Here is a 16,524-nt window from a genome sequence, read left to right on the forward strand (position 1 = left end):
CCCGCTTCAGGGCCCCACCACGCTCAAAGTTGAAGAGCCGGTATGAGCGCCCACCGCACCCCTGACTTGAACGAAGTTGAACCTGTCGCAGGAATAGATGGCGAGCCCCCCAGAGATTAGGTCACGGAGGAAACCGGTATCCTCACCGCGACCAACTTCGCCGAACGGGTATCCGCGGGCGAGTTCACGGGTCGTGACCATAGTAGGACCCATCACAAAGTCGGTGAAGCAGTTTTCGCGGTGAGGAAACCGTAGGACTGTCAAGTCATGCAGGCCCAGATACATGTGGTGGGCCTGCTTGCCGACCACATCCGCACCGGAGTAGTCCAACGCGTTGAGCTGGTCGCGGAGGTAGTGCGGTCCGTAGAGGTCGTCATCGTCGATCTTTGCGACCAGGTCACCCGAGGCTGCTGCGACGAGCCGGTTCAGGCAGGCGCCGAGCGGGACGTCGGCCGGGGCCTCCAGCGTCACGAGGTTCTCGATGCCGAGAGCCCGCGCCTTGTCGCGCACCGTGGACGCCCCCTCGAAGCCGTGCGTCAGCACCGCGACCTCCAGCTCCACATCCTGCTGCGCTGCGAGGGTGGCCAACACGTGGTCGAGCTGGTGCGGGCGGTTCGTCGAGACCAGCGCGCTCACGGTCGGGCGCTTGACCCGGTGCGCCTCGAGCCCCGCGCCGCCGAGGACGTCGTCCACCCGCCGCGTGTAGGTGTGCTCGGCCCAGATCCGCCGCTGGGCGCTGTGCACCATCCGGTCACGCAGCTCCGGGCTGTTGTAGAGCGCGCGGAGGGTCCATTCGGCCTCCTGTGGCTCCGAAACCTGGATGACTTCGTCGCCGGGGAAGAACTTCCCGATCGCGGCGCTCGGCGTCGAGACCACCGGCGTCCCGCACGCGGTGATCTCGAAGATCCGGCGGGCGCACATGCTGGGTGAGTCGACCACTGAGTTCACGTTGAGGAAGACCTTGTAACCGCGGTATGCCGACAGCGTCTGCTCGTACGAGAGCGAGCCGACGACCCGGTCCGCGAGCGTGCCGGGGAACTGGTAACGGTCGTCGTGCCCGAGGAAACGGGAGAAGATCTCCAAGCCCAGCGGCATACGGGATGACACCCGCTCAGCCGCCCCGAGGAGAAGATCCATCTGCGCCCGGCGCTCCGGGTACTTGTGGGCGAAGTACATCCCCGCGAAGGCGATGTCACGCGCCTGGTGCCCGCGGGTCGGGCGCACCGGGTTGTGGATCGACGGTTGCGCGGCGAAGGGCAGCACGCCGACCCGGTCGTGCCCGAGATCACGGTGGTAGTCCCCAACGCGCTCCGAGTCCGTCGTCCACACGTGGTCGAAGAGGCGAGCCGTGTCGAGGAAGTCCTCGTAGTGGACCGGGTCCTCCTTGTTCCAGAAGACCGTCGGCACCCCCTCGGCCCGGCACCACTCGAGCAGCTCCACCAGGGCAGGGCGGGGAGCGGTCGGACCGGTGAGCGCGTACTGCCACGAGTCCTGGTTGCCGTGCCAGGCCGACTCGACGAAGAGCAGGTCGATGCGGCGCGGCGCGGCCACCTCGGTGCGCCACCCGGCGGCGGTCAGCTCGACCTGGTCCCACTCGTAGCGAAACGCCAGCCTGCTGAAGTCGTCGAGGATCACCCCGACCCGCAGCTCCGGGCGGCGCGGAGCCCGCTCGGGCAGCGGCCACGCGGGGAAGTCAGGCGCACCGAGGGCCTGCTGCCCGTCGAGATGGAGCGGCCGGCCGAAGATCGCGCGCCGGCGGGCCCACGTGCGCACCTGGGAGACTCCGCCCCTCCGCAGGTGCCAGGCAGCGGTGCGCGGGTCCGCAAGAACCTCTCGGACAGTCGACATGTGCACCCCTGACGCGGACAAGCGGGCGCACCCGCAGAGCGGGCCCCAATGTACCCAATCGGACCAGTCGGGCGCACAGCCGTGCCGACCCGCCCGGCGGCTGGGGCACAATGTCGCCATGCGAAGATCCCGGGCGACCGACGTGTCGCTGGGGCTCATCGCCCTTCTCGTCAACGTGGCCATCGTGGTCGCCGTGGTGTTCTTCGTCGGGGGGCGGTCCGAGGCCCCGCCCGAGAAGAGCGCCGCACCGAGCAGCGCCTCCACGTCAACCACCTCCGGCACCGCAGGGTCCGCCGCGCCGACAGACATCTCGCAGGTGCTCACCAGCGACAAGGACGTCGTCCTGGCCGTTCTCGGCGACGGCACCGGCGACGAGGACGGTGAATGGGTCTCCGTCCTCGCTGAGCTGCTCGGGCAGTCGCGAGAGGTCAGCCTGCGCAACCTCGACCCCACCGACCCGACGCGCTACGCCAAGGAGCGGACCTACGGGGAGTCCGGCCCCACGGCAGTCATGTGGAACGGCAGCCGGCTCGGCGCGAACGCGAGCTACGCCGCCGAGCGCCTCGACTTCCTCGTGCCCGAGGAGCCCGACGCGATCCTGCTGAACTACGGGCGGGACGACAAGGCCTCCGCCATCGCGGCGCGCCTCGACACGACCCTCGCCGCGATCAAGGCCAAGTGGCCCAAGACACCCGTCGCCGTCGTCCTCCAGGCGCAGAACACCGACGACCAGCTCGCTCCCGTCCGCGAAGCCACCGCAGAGTGGGCCGAGGTCAACAAGCTCACCGAGATCGATGTCGCCGGCGCCTTCCTCAGGGCGGGCGACCCCAACTCCTTCGTCTCCATCGTCGACCCGCCCAGCGTCAACTCCCTCGGCGGTCGACTCTGGGGAGAGACCGTCTTCACGGCGCTCGGCGGCAAGCTCGTCGAGGCTCCCTCCGGCACGGCGTCGTCCGAGCCCACGCTGGGCGTCGAGACCCCCGGCGTTGCCGTGCCCGGCGCCATCTCCCTCCCGCAGGGCGGCGCGCCCCCGAGCAGCCCGACCTCCTCCCCCACCGCCGTCTCCACGAATCCGCCGCCCCCCGACGCGACCGTGACCGACCCGCCCCAGGAGACGTCACCGGCGACCTTCACGGCGACGCGGATGACGCGAGACCCGGACCCCACCACGACGACCATCGCCGAAGCGGGGCTCAGCGCCGGCGCGCGCTGACCGGGCGCACTCCAGCGAGCGAGCGGCCGGCGCCCTCCGCCGGAGCGGTGGACGCTCTTGGAGCGGGAGCGAGCCCCGCGGCATACGGCCTCGTCCTGCTCGCTCACGTCCACGGGCACGCTCGTCTACTACGCTGCCAAGGACCCGGCCTCGACGAAGGAGACCCGATGTACCAGCCAAGGATGACCTCCCGACTGGGGGCGGAGGCGCTCGGCACGTTCTGGCTCGTCTTCGTCGCCTGCGGGACCGCGATCTTCAACTCCAAGGTGATCACCCAGGCGCTGTCCGACAGCACCCCCGTCCAGGTCGGAGTGGGGCGCCTCGGTGTCGCCCTCGCCTTCGGCCTCGTCGTCGCCACCATGATCTACGCCGTCGGCCACGTCTCCGGCGGGCACTTCAACCCCGCTGTCACGATCGGGCTCGCGGTGGCCAAGCGCTTCGACTGGCGCGACGTCCTGCCCTACGCCGCGGCGCAGGTCGTCGGCGGGCTGCTGGCCGGGGCCGCCCTGGCCGGCCTCGTCTCGAGCCGCGGCCTGCCGTCGGCCGGCAACCTCGCCGCCAACGGCTACGGGACGGCGTCGCCCGACGGGTTCTCCCTCGGGGCGGTGCTCGTCGTCGAGGCCCTGATGACCGCCTTCTTCGTCTACGTCATCCTCGGCGCGACCAAGGACGACGCCCCACGGGGGTTCGCGCCGCTGGCCATCGGCTTCGCCTTCACGCTGGCGTACTTCGTCGCGATCCCGGTGAGCAACGGGTCGATCAACCCGGCGCGGTCGACGGCCGTGGCGTTCTTCAACGGCGGCGCCGCACCCGGCCAGCTCTGGGCGTTCTGGGTCGCGCCCATCGTCGGTGCGCTCATCGCCGGGGCGACCTATGCGTGGATCACCGGCGACGACCGGCGCCACATGGACGTCGACGGCTCGACCTTCGACCCTGCCAACGCGGCGCGTGACGAGGCGGGGCGGCCGGTCCTCGACCGGTGATCCGGGTCGCTAGTGGCTTCATTTGGACCAAATAAAGCTATAGTCTTCATATGGCTGAACTTCAGCATGGCACTTCACGTGTTGCCCTCATCGGGGACATCGTCGAGTCGAGGCGGTCGGGAGACCGCCAGGCCCTGCACGACCACATCGGCACCGCGCTCGCAAGGGTGAACGCCGAGCAGCCGGTGCTGGACCCGGCCGTCATCACACTCGGCGACGAGTTCCAGGGGGTCTACGCCACCCTCGGCGACGCGCTGACCGCGGCGTTCCACGTGCGCGCGCAGCTGCGCCCGCACGACGTCCGCTTCGGCCTCGGGCGCGGGGCGATCCAGGTGCTCGACCGGGAGCGCGGGATCCACGACGGGCCCGCCTACTGGGAGGCGCGGGACGCGATCGAGGAGGCCGCCGCCCTGGCCGAGCGTGCGGCGCTGCGCACGAGCCGCACCGTCTTCCACTCCCCCGAGGACCCTCCCTCACACGTGTCCGCGGTCAACGCCGCGCTGCTCGCGCTCGACCACATCCTCGGGTCGTTGTCGCCGGTCTCGTGGACGATCTTGGCGGGCCGGCTCGAGGGCCAGACCCAACAGAGCATCGCCGAGCAGGAGGGCATCACGCCGTCCGCGGTGTCCCAGCGGGTGCGAAGCGACGGCATCGGAGTGGCGATGGAGACGATTCGGAAGCTCGGCGCGCTGCCCTGACCCACCGCCCCGTCAGACCCCGTCAGACCCCGTCAGCCCCCCGTCAGCCCCCCGTCAGCCCCGACCCAGCCCACCGAGGCGGGACCGAGCCTGCGGCTGGGAGCCAGCTCAGCGGCATACGACGCGTGGACATTCGGCACATCCCGGGCGGCACCGCGAACTCGGGCCAGCCAATCCTGTGAAACCCATCACACCCCACGCCCTCCGGTGGGATGCTCACACGTGGACCCGGGGGTCACTCATGGAGCACGCCACATCACGGCGCACGCGCCGTCTCGAGGGGGGTAAGGCGCTCATCGCGAGCGTTCTGCTCGTGGCTTGCGGCGCGCCTGCGCCCGTCGGCCCCGGGTCCGGCTCCCCCGCGACCGGCACCACCCCGACCGGCACCGCCGCGCCAGGCACCCCCCCGGCCACCACCGCAACCGCCGGAGCGACCCTCCTCGACGGCTACACGCTGCCCGTCCCGCCCGGCTGGAGCGGGCAGGACCGGGCAGTCATCGGCACGGCGTTCCAGCAGGACGCGCGCTGCGTCTCGGCCGAGACGGTCGACCGGCCCGTGCCCTCGGACGCGGGCTCCCCCGAGCTGAACCGCGCCGCCGTGCAACTCTGCGTCATCACCCGGGATGACGACCTCACTCTCGACCAATGGCTGGCCGGGCGCAGCCAACGCACCTCCACGCCAGAGCGATACGGCACCTGCGACGTCCGCGTGCTGCCCGGGACACCCCAGCGACAGCTCGCCTATGCACAGAGCCCCGGCCGCCGCGCCGAGATCGCCGTCACGGTCACGATGACCCCCGAGAAGGCGCAGCAACGCCTTCGCGAGGTCGCGGACCTGCTCACGAAAATGCGTTGTCCACCGCTGTGACCATCGTCAGCTGACGATCGTGAAAGGGGGATGCGATGCGACGAAACACGCTCGCACGCAAACTGATCGGATTCACCGCCGTACCCGCCCTGGTGGGCGGCCTGCTGGTCTCCGGACCGATGGGAGCCCAGGCTGCCGCCGACCGGACGGTTGCCCTCGCGACCAACCGCACGCCGGACCCCGTGGCCGAGATCCTCGGCCAGTTCCCACCCGGCGAGTCTCCCTCCGGCGCTGGTGAGAGGCTCCTGCTCGAGATGGCCGGACTCGTCCCCGCCCCGGCCAAGGCGAAGGACACCCCGAAGCGTCCACCCGCCGACACCGCGACCACCTTCGACGGGCCCAACGCGCCCGGCGACCCGATCTTCGGGGCCGACGTCATGGTGAACGACCCGGCCGACGACAACCTGACCACCGACGTCACGACGCAGAGCGAGACCGCCCTGGCCGTCGACGGCAACATCGTCTGCGCGGGCTACAACGACTTCACCGCCGGCGGCCTCTCCGGTCTCGCGTCGTCGGCGAACAGCGGCCAGACGTGGACCGACCTCGACGGCATCGGCGGCCGGGGCGACCCCGTCATCGTCGCCCACTCGACGACCGGTGACTTCTACTACGGCGAGATCGCGACCATCGGCGGCAACCCCGCCATCGGCATCGCGCGCTCCACCGACGGCTGCCAGACCTTCGCCGCCGCGGTCGACGCCTCTCCCGTCTCGTCCGGACTCGCCGGCACCACCCTGAACGACAAGCCCTGGGTTGCCGTCGACAACACCGGCGGCGCCAACGACGGCGACGTCTACGTGTGCTGGACGCGGTTCTTCCAGACCACCCCAGGTAACACCGCGACCGGGACGAGCGAGCTGCGGTTCAGCCGGTCCAACGACAACGGCGCCACCTTCATCGGCGAGCAGGTCCTCGTGCCACAGGGATCCGCCGCCTTCGGGTGCAGCATCCAGGTCGGCTCCGGCGGCGAGATCTACGTCGCCTACGCCAACCGGTCGGCCGGACAGATCGAGTTCCTCCGCTCGCTCGACGGTGGGCTCAGCTTCGGCGCCATCGTCGACATCGACGCCAACGCCCCGCAACCCGGCGACGTGACCGCTGCCAACAACTGCGGCACCAACAACACCCGCCCGATCCTCAACGGCAACATCCGGATGCTCCACGGTGCCTGGCTCGCGGTCGACACGACGGGCGGGCCGAACGACGGAAACATCTACGCCGCGTGGATGGAGAACCCCGCCAACGCGACCGACCGCTCCGACGTGCTCGTCGCCCGGTCGACCGACGGCGGGCTGACCTGGGGCAACGTGCAGCAGATGGGCGTCGCGGCCAACAACCTCGACGAGTTCAACCCCTATGTCGCCGTGTCGCCGACCGGTGTCGTCTCGGCAGCCTGGTACGACAAGCGCAACGACAACCCCGGCAACACGAACACCGACGTCTACACCGCCTACTCGACCGACGGCGGCGTGACCTACGGAGCCAACGCGCGCGTCAGCGACGTCACGGCCGGCATCCCACCGCTCTTCCCGCACTACAACCCGGGGACGGCCCAGTGCTACTTCGGCGAGTACCTCGCCGTCGCCAGCGACGCCGCGAGCTTCCACTACCTGTGGGGCGACGGGCGGCGCTCCGTGACGACGACCGGCTTCCCCGCCGGCCGGCTCGACCTCGACGTCTACTACGACCGGCTCGAGGCGCCGGCCCTCAGCGGTGGCGACCTCACCGTGACCAAGACGTCGCGGCCCGACCCTGCGATCGCCGGGTCCCAGCTCTACTACGACGTCGTGGTCAGCAACGCCGGTCCGGACACCGTCTACAACGCGGTGGTCACCGACGTCCTGCCGGCGGGCGTCACCTACGAGACGGCGACCGTGCCGTGCGCCGAGGGCCCGGTGGGGACGCTGACCTGCGTCGTCGGCGACGTGGCCGCCGGGGCCTCGAAGACCTTCACCATCAAGGTGAGAGTCGATCCGGGGCTGCTCGGGAGTGCCGATGCCGTCACGATCTACAACACCGTCTCGGTGTCCGGCGACAACGACACGGACACGCGGAACAATACCTTCACCCTCGGGACGATCGTCGAGGACCGTGCGGACCTCGCCGTGATCAAGGTGTGCAAGCCTGACGAGCCCGCCGCCGCGGGCGAGACCGGCTACTGCGACATCCACGTCGACAACCTCGGTCCGTCGGACGCCCGAGACGTCACCCTCACGGACGTGCTCACCTCGGCGACGCCGTTCAGCGTCACCGCGGTCACGGTCACGCCTGCGGCGAGCGGCAGCTGCGCACCCACCACCGCAGGCCCGACGAACGACGTGACGATCACCTGTGACCTCGGCACCGAGCCGGTGACCGGCCGCACCACGGTCCGCGTCTCCGTCGAGGCCGCCGACGTCGCCCAGATCAACGACGTCGCCACCGTCTCGGCCGCCACGCCGGACCCGGTGACGACGAACAACCAGGCCAGGGGACGCGTGAGCTTCCTCGGGTCGGCCGACCTGTCGATCGACAAGACGGCGGCGGCCACGGTCGTGGCCGGGACCCAGCTGACGTATGGGATCACCGTCCACAATGCCGGACCATCCACCGCGGTGGGCGTCGTCGTCACCGACACGCTGCCCACCGGACTGTCCTTCGTCTCGGCGCAGACCGCCGGGGGCTCGTGCACCAACGGCAACCCCGGTGACCGGGACCTGCGCTGCGGCCTCGGCAACCTGGCCGCGGGAGCGACGAGGACGATCACCGTGGTGGCCCTCGTCGCCCCGGACGTGCCCGACGGCACGATCCTGTTCAACCAGGCCGTGGTGGCGAGCGACACCAGCGACCCGGACAACTCGAACAACCGGATCAGCGTCAAGACCGTCGTCGAGGCCTCTGCCGACGTGAGCGTCACCAAGTCCGACTCACCCGACCCGGTCTTCGCGGGCAACGAGCTGACCTACACCATCCAGGTCACCAACCACGGGCCGTCGACAGCGGCCGACGTGACGATCACCGACGCGCTGCCGGCGGGGACGACGTTCGTCAGCGGGCAGGACCAGAACGGCAACACCGTCTGCTCCCTCGCCCAACCCGGGACCGTCGTCTGTGCCCTCGGGACGCTCCAGCCGCAGCAGGTCGTCACGGTCCTGCTCACGGTGCTGGTCGACGCCTCGGTGCCCGCGGGGACGGTGCTGTCCAACACGGTGGCGGTGACGTCGTCGACCGCCGACCCGGATCCGAGCAACAACTCGGCCACGACGCAGACGACCGTCGCCACCAGCGCCGAGCTCTGGCTGGACAAGACCGGCGTCAGCCGGTCCGGCAACCCGAGCCCGGTCATCGTCTACACCCTCACCGTCCACAACGACGAGGGCTGCGAGACCGACGCACAGTCGACCGTCACGCCGAACTGCGGGGACGGCGGCCCCTCTGACGCGAAGAACGTCACCGTCGTCGACACCCTGCCGCTCGACCCGAAGAAGGTCGTCGTGCAGTACGTCTCGCCGCAGTGCACCTACGCGACGTCCACGCACTCCGTGACGTGCACGGCGCCGAACGTGCCTGCCGGCAAGTCGGTCTCGTTCGTCATCGAGGTCCAGGCCCAGGGCAGCGTCCGGACGATCCTCAACACGGCCACCGTGTCGAGCTCCACGGCCGATCCGGTCCCGGCCAACAACACCAACGCCGTGACCATCGTCGTCAAGGGAGGGACGGGCAAGGGCAAGTAGCGACCGCCTGATCGCCCAGCGAGCGTGCCCGGGGCCATCAGCCCCGGGCACGTCGCTGCCGGGCACTGTCCGCGGTCTGCGGCAGGATTCCCGACATGACCTGGGTATCGCTCGCGCTCGTCGCGTTCGGCGTGGCCGATCTCGTCCGCGCGAGAAATGGCCGTATGCCGCTGGGCTCGGCCCCGCTCGCCGGTGTCCTCACGCTCGCCCTCCTCGCGGTCGTCACCGGAGTCCACGGCGCAGCGGACCTGGTGGCCCTCCTCGTGACCGCGGGTGGGCTCATGGGCTGGGTCGCGACGTCCCGCCGCACCCAGGCGGACGGCCGGCGCGCGTGGCTGCCGCTCGGGCTGTTCGCCGCGCTCGTGGTGGCGCTGCTGGGGTTCTCCGGGTTCGCCTCGGTCCCGGACGGGCCCCTGGCCGGCTGGCTCCGCTGGGCCGACCTGCCCTGGGCGACGGACGTCTCGGCCTCGCGAGTCCTGCTCCTCACCGGGCTCGCATCGTTCAACCTGGCCACCGGCAACGTCATCGTGCGCCTCGTGCTCCTCGCCATCGGGGCGCTGCGCTCGGACCAGGTCGTGGCCGCGCAGTCCGCCTCGGCCGACCCGCAGCCCGCCGACCGGCTCAAGGGCGGCCGCCTGCTCGGGCCGATGGAGCGCCTCGTCATCCTCGGGCTCGGCCTCGCCGGCGAGTACGGCGCGGCGAGCATCGTCATCGCGGCCAAGGGGCTGCTGCGCTTCCCGGAGATCCAGGCCGCCGCCCGGACCTCGCCCGCACCACCGAGCAGCCGGGTCGGGATCGACGACGTGACCGAGTACTTCCTGGTCGGCAGCTTCGTCAGCTGGCTGGTGGCGCTCGGCTCCCTCGCCCTCGCCCGCTGACCAGCCACACCTTCTCGTCGAGTGCGCAGCTCGTGCCGACGGCAGCGGTGGTCGCTACTCGGCGGCGAAGCTGGCGAGGATTCTGCTGACCTGGTCGCGGGCCTCGTCCGTCCAGGACCGCATGACCGACTCGAGGTTGGCGCCCTTGACCAGCGCGGCGGGCACGGTTGCGGCGAGGCGCTCGAGGACCGCCGTGCGCAGCTCGGTGTTGACATTGATCTTGCCGACTCCTGAGGCGATGCATCGACGCACGGTGTGGGCAGGCAGGCCCGAGGCGCCGTGCAGCACGAGGGGGACGGTCACGGCGGAGGCGATGGCGTCGAGCCGTTCGTGGTCGATGACCGGCTCCCCCAGATAGCTGCCGTGGACGTTGCCGATGGACACGGCGAGCAGGTCGACGCCGGTCCGTGCGACGAAGTCCCTGGCCTCGGCGGGATCGGTGAGGCCCGCCGAGCCGGCGGCGATCTGGGCTGCGACGTCCTCGTCGCCCTCGATCCGGCCGAGCTCCGCCTCGAGGACGACGTCGTGGCCCGCGAGCAGCTGGCGTGCCTCCTGGAGAAGTGCGATGTTGGCCTCGTAGCCCCCCTTCGAGCCGTCGACGAGCACGGCGTCGGCGCCCGCCTCGACGGTCTGGCGGATCAGGTCGAGGTCACTGGCGTGGTCGAGCTGGACGGAGACCGGCACCGGGGCGTGGTCGGCCACCGTCCGCAGGGCGCGCACCAGGGTCTGACCGTAGGGAGTGGCGGCGGTCGACGGGGAGACGAGCAGGACCACCCCGTCACCCCTGACGCCGGCGCCATCGACCACGGCCGCGGCGGTCGCCAAGTCGTAGCAGGTGAAGGCGCCGGCAGCCCGGCCCGATCGCTGGGCGGATCGGACGATGGTGTCGAGGCGAGTGCGCATGGGTCTCCTGAGGTAGGGCTGGTGGCGAGGGTCTCGACGGACGGCTTGCCAGGGGGGCCGTTCGTTGCTACCGTAGCAGTCCTCAGAGGTCTGATGAGTGGAGGCAATGGTGCCGCGGCAAAGCTTGGTCGACACGGTGACTGACCGTCTCCTCGACCGGATCATCTCCGGGGAGTTCCCCGAGGGCTCCACGCTGCCACCGGAGAGCCTGCTCGCCGAGCAGTCGGGCGCCTCTCGCCTCACCGTCCGCGAGGCCGTCCGCGTGCTGTCGTCACAGCACGTCCTGCGCGCCGTCCAGGGTCGCGGGACCTACGTCAACCCCGTCGCCCGCTGGACCTCGCTCGATGCCGTGGTCCGCCTGCAACGCGGCGACGCCTCCAACGTCATCGCGCAGCTCGTCGAGGTCCGCGCCATGATCGAGGTCGGGGCGGCAGAGCTCTTCGCCACTCGCCTCACCGAGGCGGAGCTGTCCGCGCTGCACCAGGACGTCGAGCAGATGCGGACGGCCCATGCCCGCACCGACGTCGACGCCTTCGTCCGGGCCGACCTCGCCTTCCACGACCGGATCCTCGACGGCTGCGGCAACCCCTTCGTGCCCGCGACGTTCCTGCCCATCTCGCGCGCGCTGCGAGATGCGCGCACCCGCACCTCCTCGGTGGCGCAGATCCGCGAGCACGCCATCGTCGAGCACAGCAGCATCATCGAGGCACTCGAGACGGGGTCGGCCGAGGCGGCCGGGTCGGCGATGCGCTCCCATCTCGTCCAGACGCGCGACGACGCCCGTCGTTACCTCAGCGCAGCCGGACCCGAGTCAGCCTGACCGGCCCACAGCCCAGCACGATTCACACTTCTCATCGCAGCCGAACAGACCTCTGAGGTCTGAGGAATGGAGCCCACCGTGTCCGACGTCGTCCTCAGCAGGCAGACCAGGGAGCACCTCCTGGCCGGACTCCCCGACCCTGTGCCCGTGTCCGCGGCCGACGTCCGCGCAGCCCGGGCGGCGACGAGGCCGCGCCGCCTCGTCGTGCTGGACGACGACCCGACCGGCACCCAGTCCGTCGGCAACCTGCCCGTCCTCACCAGCTGGAGCGAGGACGACCTGACGTGGGCACTCGAGACCGGCGCGCCTGCTGTCTACGTCATGACCAACACTCGAAGCCTCGACCCCGCTGACGCGGCCCAGCGCAACATCGAGGCCGCCGGCAACGCGCTGCTCGCAGCCGAGCGCGTCGGCGTCGAGGTCGACTTCGTGTCCCGCTCCGACTCCACGCTGCGGGGGCACTACCCGCTCGAGCCCGACGTGCTCACCCAGACCCTCGGGGCAGGGACCGCCGTCGACGCCGTGGTGATCGTGCCGGCCTTCGGTGACGCAGGGCGGATCACCGTCCGGTCCATCCACTACGCCGGATCCGACTCCGAGGGCTACGTGCCCGCGAGCGAGACCGAGTTCGCCAAGGACCCGACCTTCGGCTACGCGTCGTCCGACCTGCGCGAGTGGGTCGAGGAGAAGACCGACGGCCGCATTCCGGCCGGGGACGTCACGGCGATCACCCTCGATGTCCTGCGGTCCGGGCCGGACGCCATCGCCGCCGCGCTCCTCCCCCTGACCGGCGGCCAGCCCGTCGTCGTCGACATCGTGGAGGAGTCCGACCTGCGACTGCTGGCCCTCGGCCTGCTCCGGGCCGAGGCCGCGGGACGGCGCTTCGTCTACCGGGTGGGACCGCCGTTCGTCCGCGCGCTCATCGGCCAGGACGTGCTCGCCCCCCTCACCTCCGCCGACGTCGCTGCGATCCGTGCGGGCGGCAAGGGCGAGACCTCCCCGTACGGCCTCGTCGTCGTCGGCTCCCATGTCGCCCTGACCACGCGGCAGCTCGCCGAGCTCCAGACCCGGCAGTCGCCCACGGACGTCACGATCGACGTGCAGCAGGTCCTCGGCGCCGCACGGGACGCCCACCTCGATGCGGTCGTGGCGCAGGCGGTGCACGCCCTCTCCGAGGGCAACGTCGTCGTGCGGACCTCCCGGACCCTCGTCACCGGGGCCGACGCCGGCTCGTCCCTCAACATCGCCCGCCGGGTCTCGGACGCCGTCGTCGAGGTCGTCCACCGCGTGCTCTCGGCAGCCCCACCGCGGTTCGTCGTCGCCAAGGGCGGCATCACCTCATCCGACGTGGCCAGTCGCGGCCTGGAGATCTCCCGCGCGATGGTCCGCGGCCCGATGCTGCCCGGGATCGTCTCCCTGTGGGAGCCGATCGACGGCCCTGCCCGCGGCATCCCCTACATCGTCTTCGCCGGCAACGTCGGCAGCGACGCCAGCCTCGCCGACGTCGTGGACAAGCTCACCCACTGATCACCCCAACCCATCCGGCACCACCACCAACGTTCAAGGAGGAACACCCATGCCACCTCAACCCACCGTCGCAGTCCTCGGACTGGGCGCGATGGGACTGCCCATGGCGAGCCGTCTCGCCGAGCAGTTCACCGTCCGCGGCTACGACATCAACCCAGAGCGCACGGCGCTCGCCGCCGAGCAGTCAGTGGTGCCGGTGACCTCTGCCCGCGAGGCCGCGAACGGAGCCGACGCCATCCTGCTCGCCGTGCGCAACCGAGCCCAGCTCGACGAGGCGCTCTACGGGGACGACGGCGTCGGGGCCGTGCTCTCACCCGGTGCCGTCGTCATCCTCACCTCGACGGTCGGCATCGAGGCCGTCCGCGACGTCGCCGACCGGCTCGAGGCCGACGGCTTCCACCTCGTCGACGCCCCCATCTCCGGTGGACCGGCCCGCGCGGGAACCGGCGACCTGCTGATCGTCGTGGGCGCGACGGACGGCGCCTTCTCCGCGGCCCAGCCGATCCTCGAGCACCTCGCCTCGACGCTGGAGCGGATGGGTCCGCGCCCCGGTGACGGCCAGGCCATGAAGACGGTCAACCAGCTCCTCTGTGGCGTCCACATCGCAGCAGGTGCGGAGGCCCTCGCCCTGGCTGGGTCCCTCGGCCTCGACCAGGCACAGGTGCTGCGCACCCTGGGTGCCGGTGCGGCAGCCTCGTTCATGCTCGGTGACCGGGGTCCCCGGATGCTCCAGGCCCACGACGAGGACGGTGCCGAGGTGCGCAGCCGCCTCGACATCTTCGTCAAGGACATGGGCATCGTCAGCCGCGCCGCCCAGGGCGTCGGCCTCGCAACCCCGGTCGCAGCCGCGGCCGAGCAGCTCTACCTCATCGGCCAGGCCCACGGGCTGGCGGCCTCCGACGACTCGTCGGTCATCACCGTCCTCACCCCCAAGGAGCACTGACCATGGGAACCGCTGGTCTCTTCATCACTGCGCTCGTCGCAGTCGTCCTGTTGCTCGTGCTCGTCATCCGCTTCGAGCTGCCCGCCTTCGTCTCGCTCCTGCTCGTCTCCATGGGCACGGCGCTCGTCGCCGGCATCCCGATCGAGGACGTCGTCCCGACCATGGTGGCCGGGATGGGCAAGGTCCTCGGGTCCGTCGCGATCGTCGTCGGTCTCGGCTCGATGCTCGGCCGGCTCATCGAGGTCTCCGGAGGGGCGGACCACCTGGCCCGCAAGTTCACCCAGGTCCTCGGCCCGAAGCGTGTCATCGTCGCCCTCACCGCGGCCGCCTTCATCCTCGGCATCCCGGTCTTCTTCGACGTCGCTTTCATCATCCTGGCGCCGATCGTGTTCGCCTTCGCCAAGATCGCCAAGCTCAACCCGCTCAAGGTCGGCCTGCCCGTCGGCGCAGTGCTGCTCACCCTCCACGTCACCGTGCCGCCGCATCCCGGCCCGGTCGCCGCGGCGGCCCTCACCGGCGCTGACGTGGGTCTGCTCACCGTCCTCTCGCTTCTCATCGGCGCCATCGTCTCCGTCATCGGCTACTTCGCCGCCAAGCTGTTCGACGTCCGCAAGATCGTCCTCGGCGACTCCCCGGCGACCGAGGCGATCGAAGCGCACGACGCCGACGAGCCCCTGACCGCAGGTCCGCGGCCCGCGAACGATGGACCCATGGGAGGCACGCCCGCCGGCGGCGTCGCCACGGCAACGGCAACCCGCACCGTGACCACCACCCGCACGCCCGGCACGGGCACCATCATCGGCCTCATCCTGCTCCCGATCGTCCTCATGATGCTCGGGTCCACGCTGAGCACGGTCCTCGGCAAGGAGAGCTCCGTCACGCCGATCGCCTCCTTCATCGGCGCTCCGACGACCGCGCTGCTGGTCGGCGTGCTCGTCGCCTACCTCGTCATCGGGCACCGCACCGGATGGACGAAGACGAAGCGCAGCCTCGTCGCGGACTCCGCCCTGCCCATCGTCGCCGTCATCATCTTCGTCACCGGCGCCGGCGGCGTGTTCGCCAACGTCCTCGTCGAGTCCGGCATCGGTGACGCCCTGACGAACAGCCTGACGGCCGTGGGACTCCCCGTCATCGTCGCGGGCTTCCTCATCTCGCAGGCGCTGCGGGCCGCCCAGGGCTCGGCGACCGTCGCCATCCTCACGACGGGCGGTCTGCTCGCAGACGCCATCGCCGCAGGCGGCTACTCGCCGCTGCAGATCGCGCTGATCACCCTGGCGATCGGCTTCGGCGGCCTCGGGCTGTCGCACATCAACGACTCCGGCTTCTGGATCGTCACGAAGTACCTCGGCCTCTCCGTCGCCGACGGTCTCAGGACGTGGACCGTGCTCACCACGATCTGCGGCGTGAGCGGGTTCCTCCTGACCTGGGCGGCGTTCGCCCTCGTCTGACGAACGGCCACCCTGACGCGAGAAGGACCGCCCGCCCGGGCGGTCCTTCTCCGTGTCCGGGCCCGGCGCGAACTGCACACTCGACGAGGAGCGGGCCCAGCGGCATACGGCAAAAGGAGCCCCGCTCCGCCCGCACGGGGGGATGCTTGGGACGTGGACGCTGCCACCTCCCCCGTCGACGCCGCCCAGGCGATCTTCGACGCGCTGCGCGCGCACGACCTCACGATCTTCGACCGGGCGGACCACCCGGACGTCGTCGTCGACTTCGTCGCCGTCGGTGTGAGGCGGGGCATCGGCGAGGTGCGGGCCTTCTTCGAGGATCTGTTCGCTGCGTTCCCCGACTTCGCCATCCGCGTCGTGATCGCCGTCGGTGACGGGGACCACGCCGTCGTCCAGTGGCAGGCGACGGGCACGTTCACCGGGACGCCGTTCCAGGGCATCCACGCCACCGGACGCCGGATCGAGCTGCGCGGCTGCGACGTCATGCGGTTCGAGCAGGGCCTGCTCAAGCACAACACCCTCTACTACGACGGGCTCGGGTTCGCGCGGGCCGTGGGCATCCTGCCGAGGGAGGGGTCTGTGGCCGACCGGGCGATGACGGCCGCCATGAACGCCGAGACGGACGCCAGGGCCTGGCTTCGCCGGCGCAGGACGTCGCAGCCGCGGTGAACCGGCGAGA

Annotated in this window: 13 protein-coding genes; 11 read left to right on the forward strand and 2 right to left on the reverse strand. The window is 70.9% G+C overall.

All coding sequences use genetic code 11. From position 1 onward, the window contains the following. Positions 1–6 precede the first annotated feature (6 nt). Positions 7–1,848 carry a glycosyltransferase family protein gene (locus tag ABWV20_RS09680; RefSeq protein ID WP_353354880.1) on the reverse strand — a complete coding sequence of 614 codons (1,842 nt, stop codon included), beginning with the start codon at positions 1,846–1,848 and terminating at the stop codon, positions 7–9. A 118-nt stretch (positions 1,849–1,966) separates the two neighbouring features. On the opposite strand from ABWV20_RS09680, the gene ABWV20_RS09685 reads away from it, so the two are divergent. The 6 genes from ABWV20_RS09685 (at position 1,967) to ABWV20_RS09710 (ending at position 10,204) form a co-directional block, all read left to right on the forward strand. Continuing rightward, positions 1,967–3,061 (forward strand): SGNH/GDSL hydrolase family protein, encoded by a 1,095-nt coding sequence (locus ABWV20_RS09685; RefSeq protein WP_353354882.1) that lies wholly within the window; start codon positions 1,967–1,969, stop codon positions 3,059–3,061. Between the two features lie 167 nt (positions 3,062–3,228). Continuing rightward, positions 3,229–4,044, forward strand: a complete 816-nt coding sequence (gene aqpZ, locus ABWV20_RS09690; protein WP_353354883.1) for an aquaporin Z — start codon at positions 3,229–3,231, stop codon at positions 4,042–4,044. Between the two features lie 50 nt (positions 4,045–4,094). Continuing rightward, positions 4,095–4,742, forward strand: a complete 648-nt coding sequence (locus ABWV20_RS09695; RefSeq protein WP_353354884.1) for a SatD family protein — start codon at positions 4,095–4,097, stop codon at positions 4,740–4,742. Between the two features lie 313 nt (positions 4,743–5,055). Next, a complete protein-coding gene (locus tag ABWV20_RS09700) occupies positions 5,056–5,610 on the forward strand; it encodes a hypothetical protein (RefSeq protein ID WP_353354886.1) in 555 nt (184 codons plus the stop codon). A 35-nt stretch (positions 5,611–5,645) separates the two neighbouring features. Continuing rightward, a complete protein-coding gene (locus ABWV20_RS09705) occupies positions 5,646–9,326 on the forward strand; it encodes a hypothetical protein (protein WP_353354888.1) in 3,681 nt (1,226 codons plus the stop codon). Between the two features lie 95 nt (positions 9,327–9,421). Further along, positions 9,422–10,204: a hypothetical protein gene (locus ABWV20_RS09710; RefSeq protein ID WP_353354890.1), complete on the forward strand. Its 783-nt coding sequence runs from the start codon at positions 9,422–9,424 to the stop codon at positions 10,202–10,204. A 54-nt stretch (positions 10,205–10,258) separates the two neighbouring features. Here ABWV20_RS09710 and ABWV20_RS09715 read toward each other — a convergent pair whose 3' ends face one another. Continuing rightward, on the reverse strand, positions 10,259–11,107 hold the full coding sequence (locus ABWV20_RS09715) for a class II fructose-bisphosphate aldolase (RefSeq protein WP_353354892.1): 849 nt from the start codon (positions 11,105–11,107) through the stop codon (positions 10,259–10,261). 136 nt (positions 11,108–11,243) lie between these two features. Between ABWV20_RS09715 and ABWV20_RS09720 the strand changes: the two genes are divergently transcribed. The 5 genes from ABWV20_RS09720 to ABWV20_RS09740 all read left to right on the forward strand — a co-directional run bounded on the left by ABWV20_RS09720 (position 11,244) and on the right by ABWV20_RS09740 (position 16,514). Continuing rightward, entirely contained in the window at positions 11,244–11,927 is a 684-nt protein-coding gene (locus tag ABWV20_RS09720; protein ID WP_353354893.1) for a FadR/GntR family transcriptional regulator, read from the forward strand. Between the two features lie 78 nt (positions 11,928–12,005). Continuing rightward, the gene (locus tag ABWV20_RS09725; protein ID WP_353354895.1) at positions 12,006–13,454 is read left to right on the forward strand and encodes a four-carbon acid sugar kinase family protein; all 1,449 of its coding nucleotides are present in this window, start codon (positions 12,006–12,008) and stop codon (positions 13,452–13,454) included. A 49-nt stretch (positions 13,455–13,503) separates the two neighbouring features. Continuing rightward, complete coding sequence (locus ABWV20_RS09730; protein WP_353354896.1) at positions 13,504–14,397, forward strand: NAD(P)-dependent oxidoreductase; 894 nt, start codon at positions 13,504–13,506, stop codon at positions 14,395–14,397. A 2-nt stretch (positions 14,398–14,399) separates the two neighbouring features. Beyond that, positions 14,400–15,845: a GntP family transporter gene (locus ABWV20_RS09735; protein ID WP_353354897.1), complete on the forward strand. Its 1,446-nt coding sequence runs from the start codon at positions 14,400–14,402 to the stop codon at positions 15,843–15,845. 153 nt (positions 15,846–15,998) lie between these two features. Next, on the forward strand, positions 15,999–16,514 hold the full coding sequence (locus ABWV20_RS09740) for an ester cyclase (protein ID WP_353354898.1): 516 nt from the start codon (positions 15,999–16,001) through the stop codon (positions 16,512–16,514). The last annotated feature ends 10 nt before the right edge of the window (positions 16,515–16,524 follow it).

This window comes from Intrasporangium sp. DVR (assembly GCF_040365325.1).
Taxonomy (GTDB): Bacteria; Actinomycetota; Actinomycetes; order Actinomycetales; family Dermatophilaceae; genus Intrasporangium.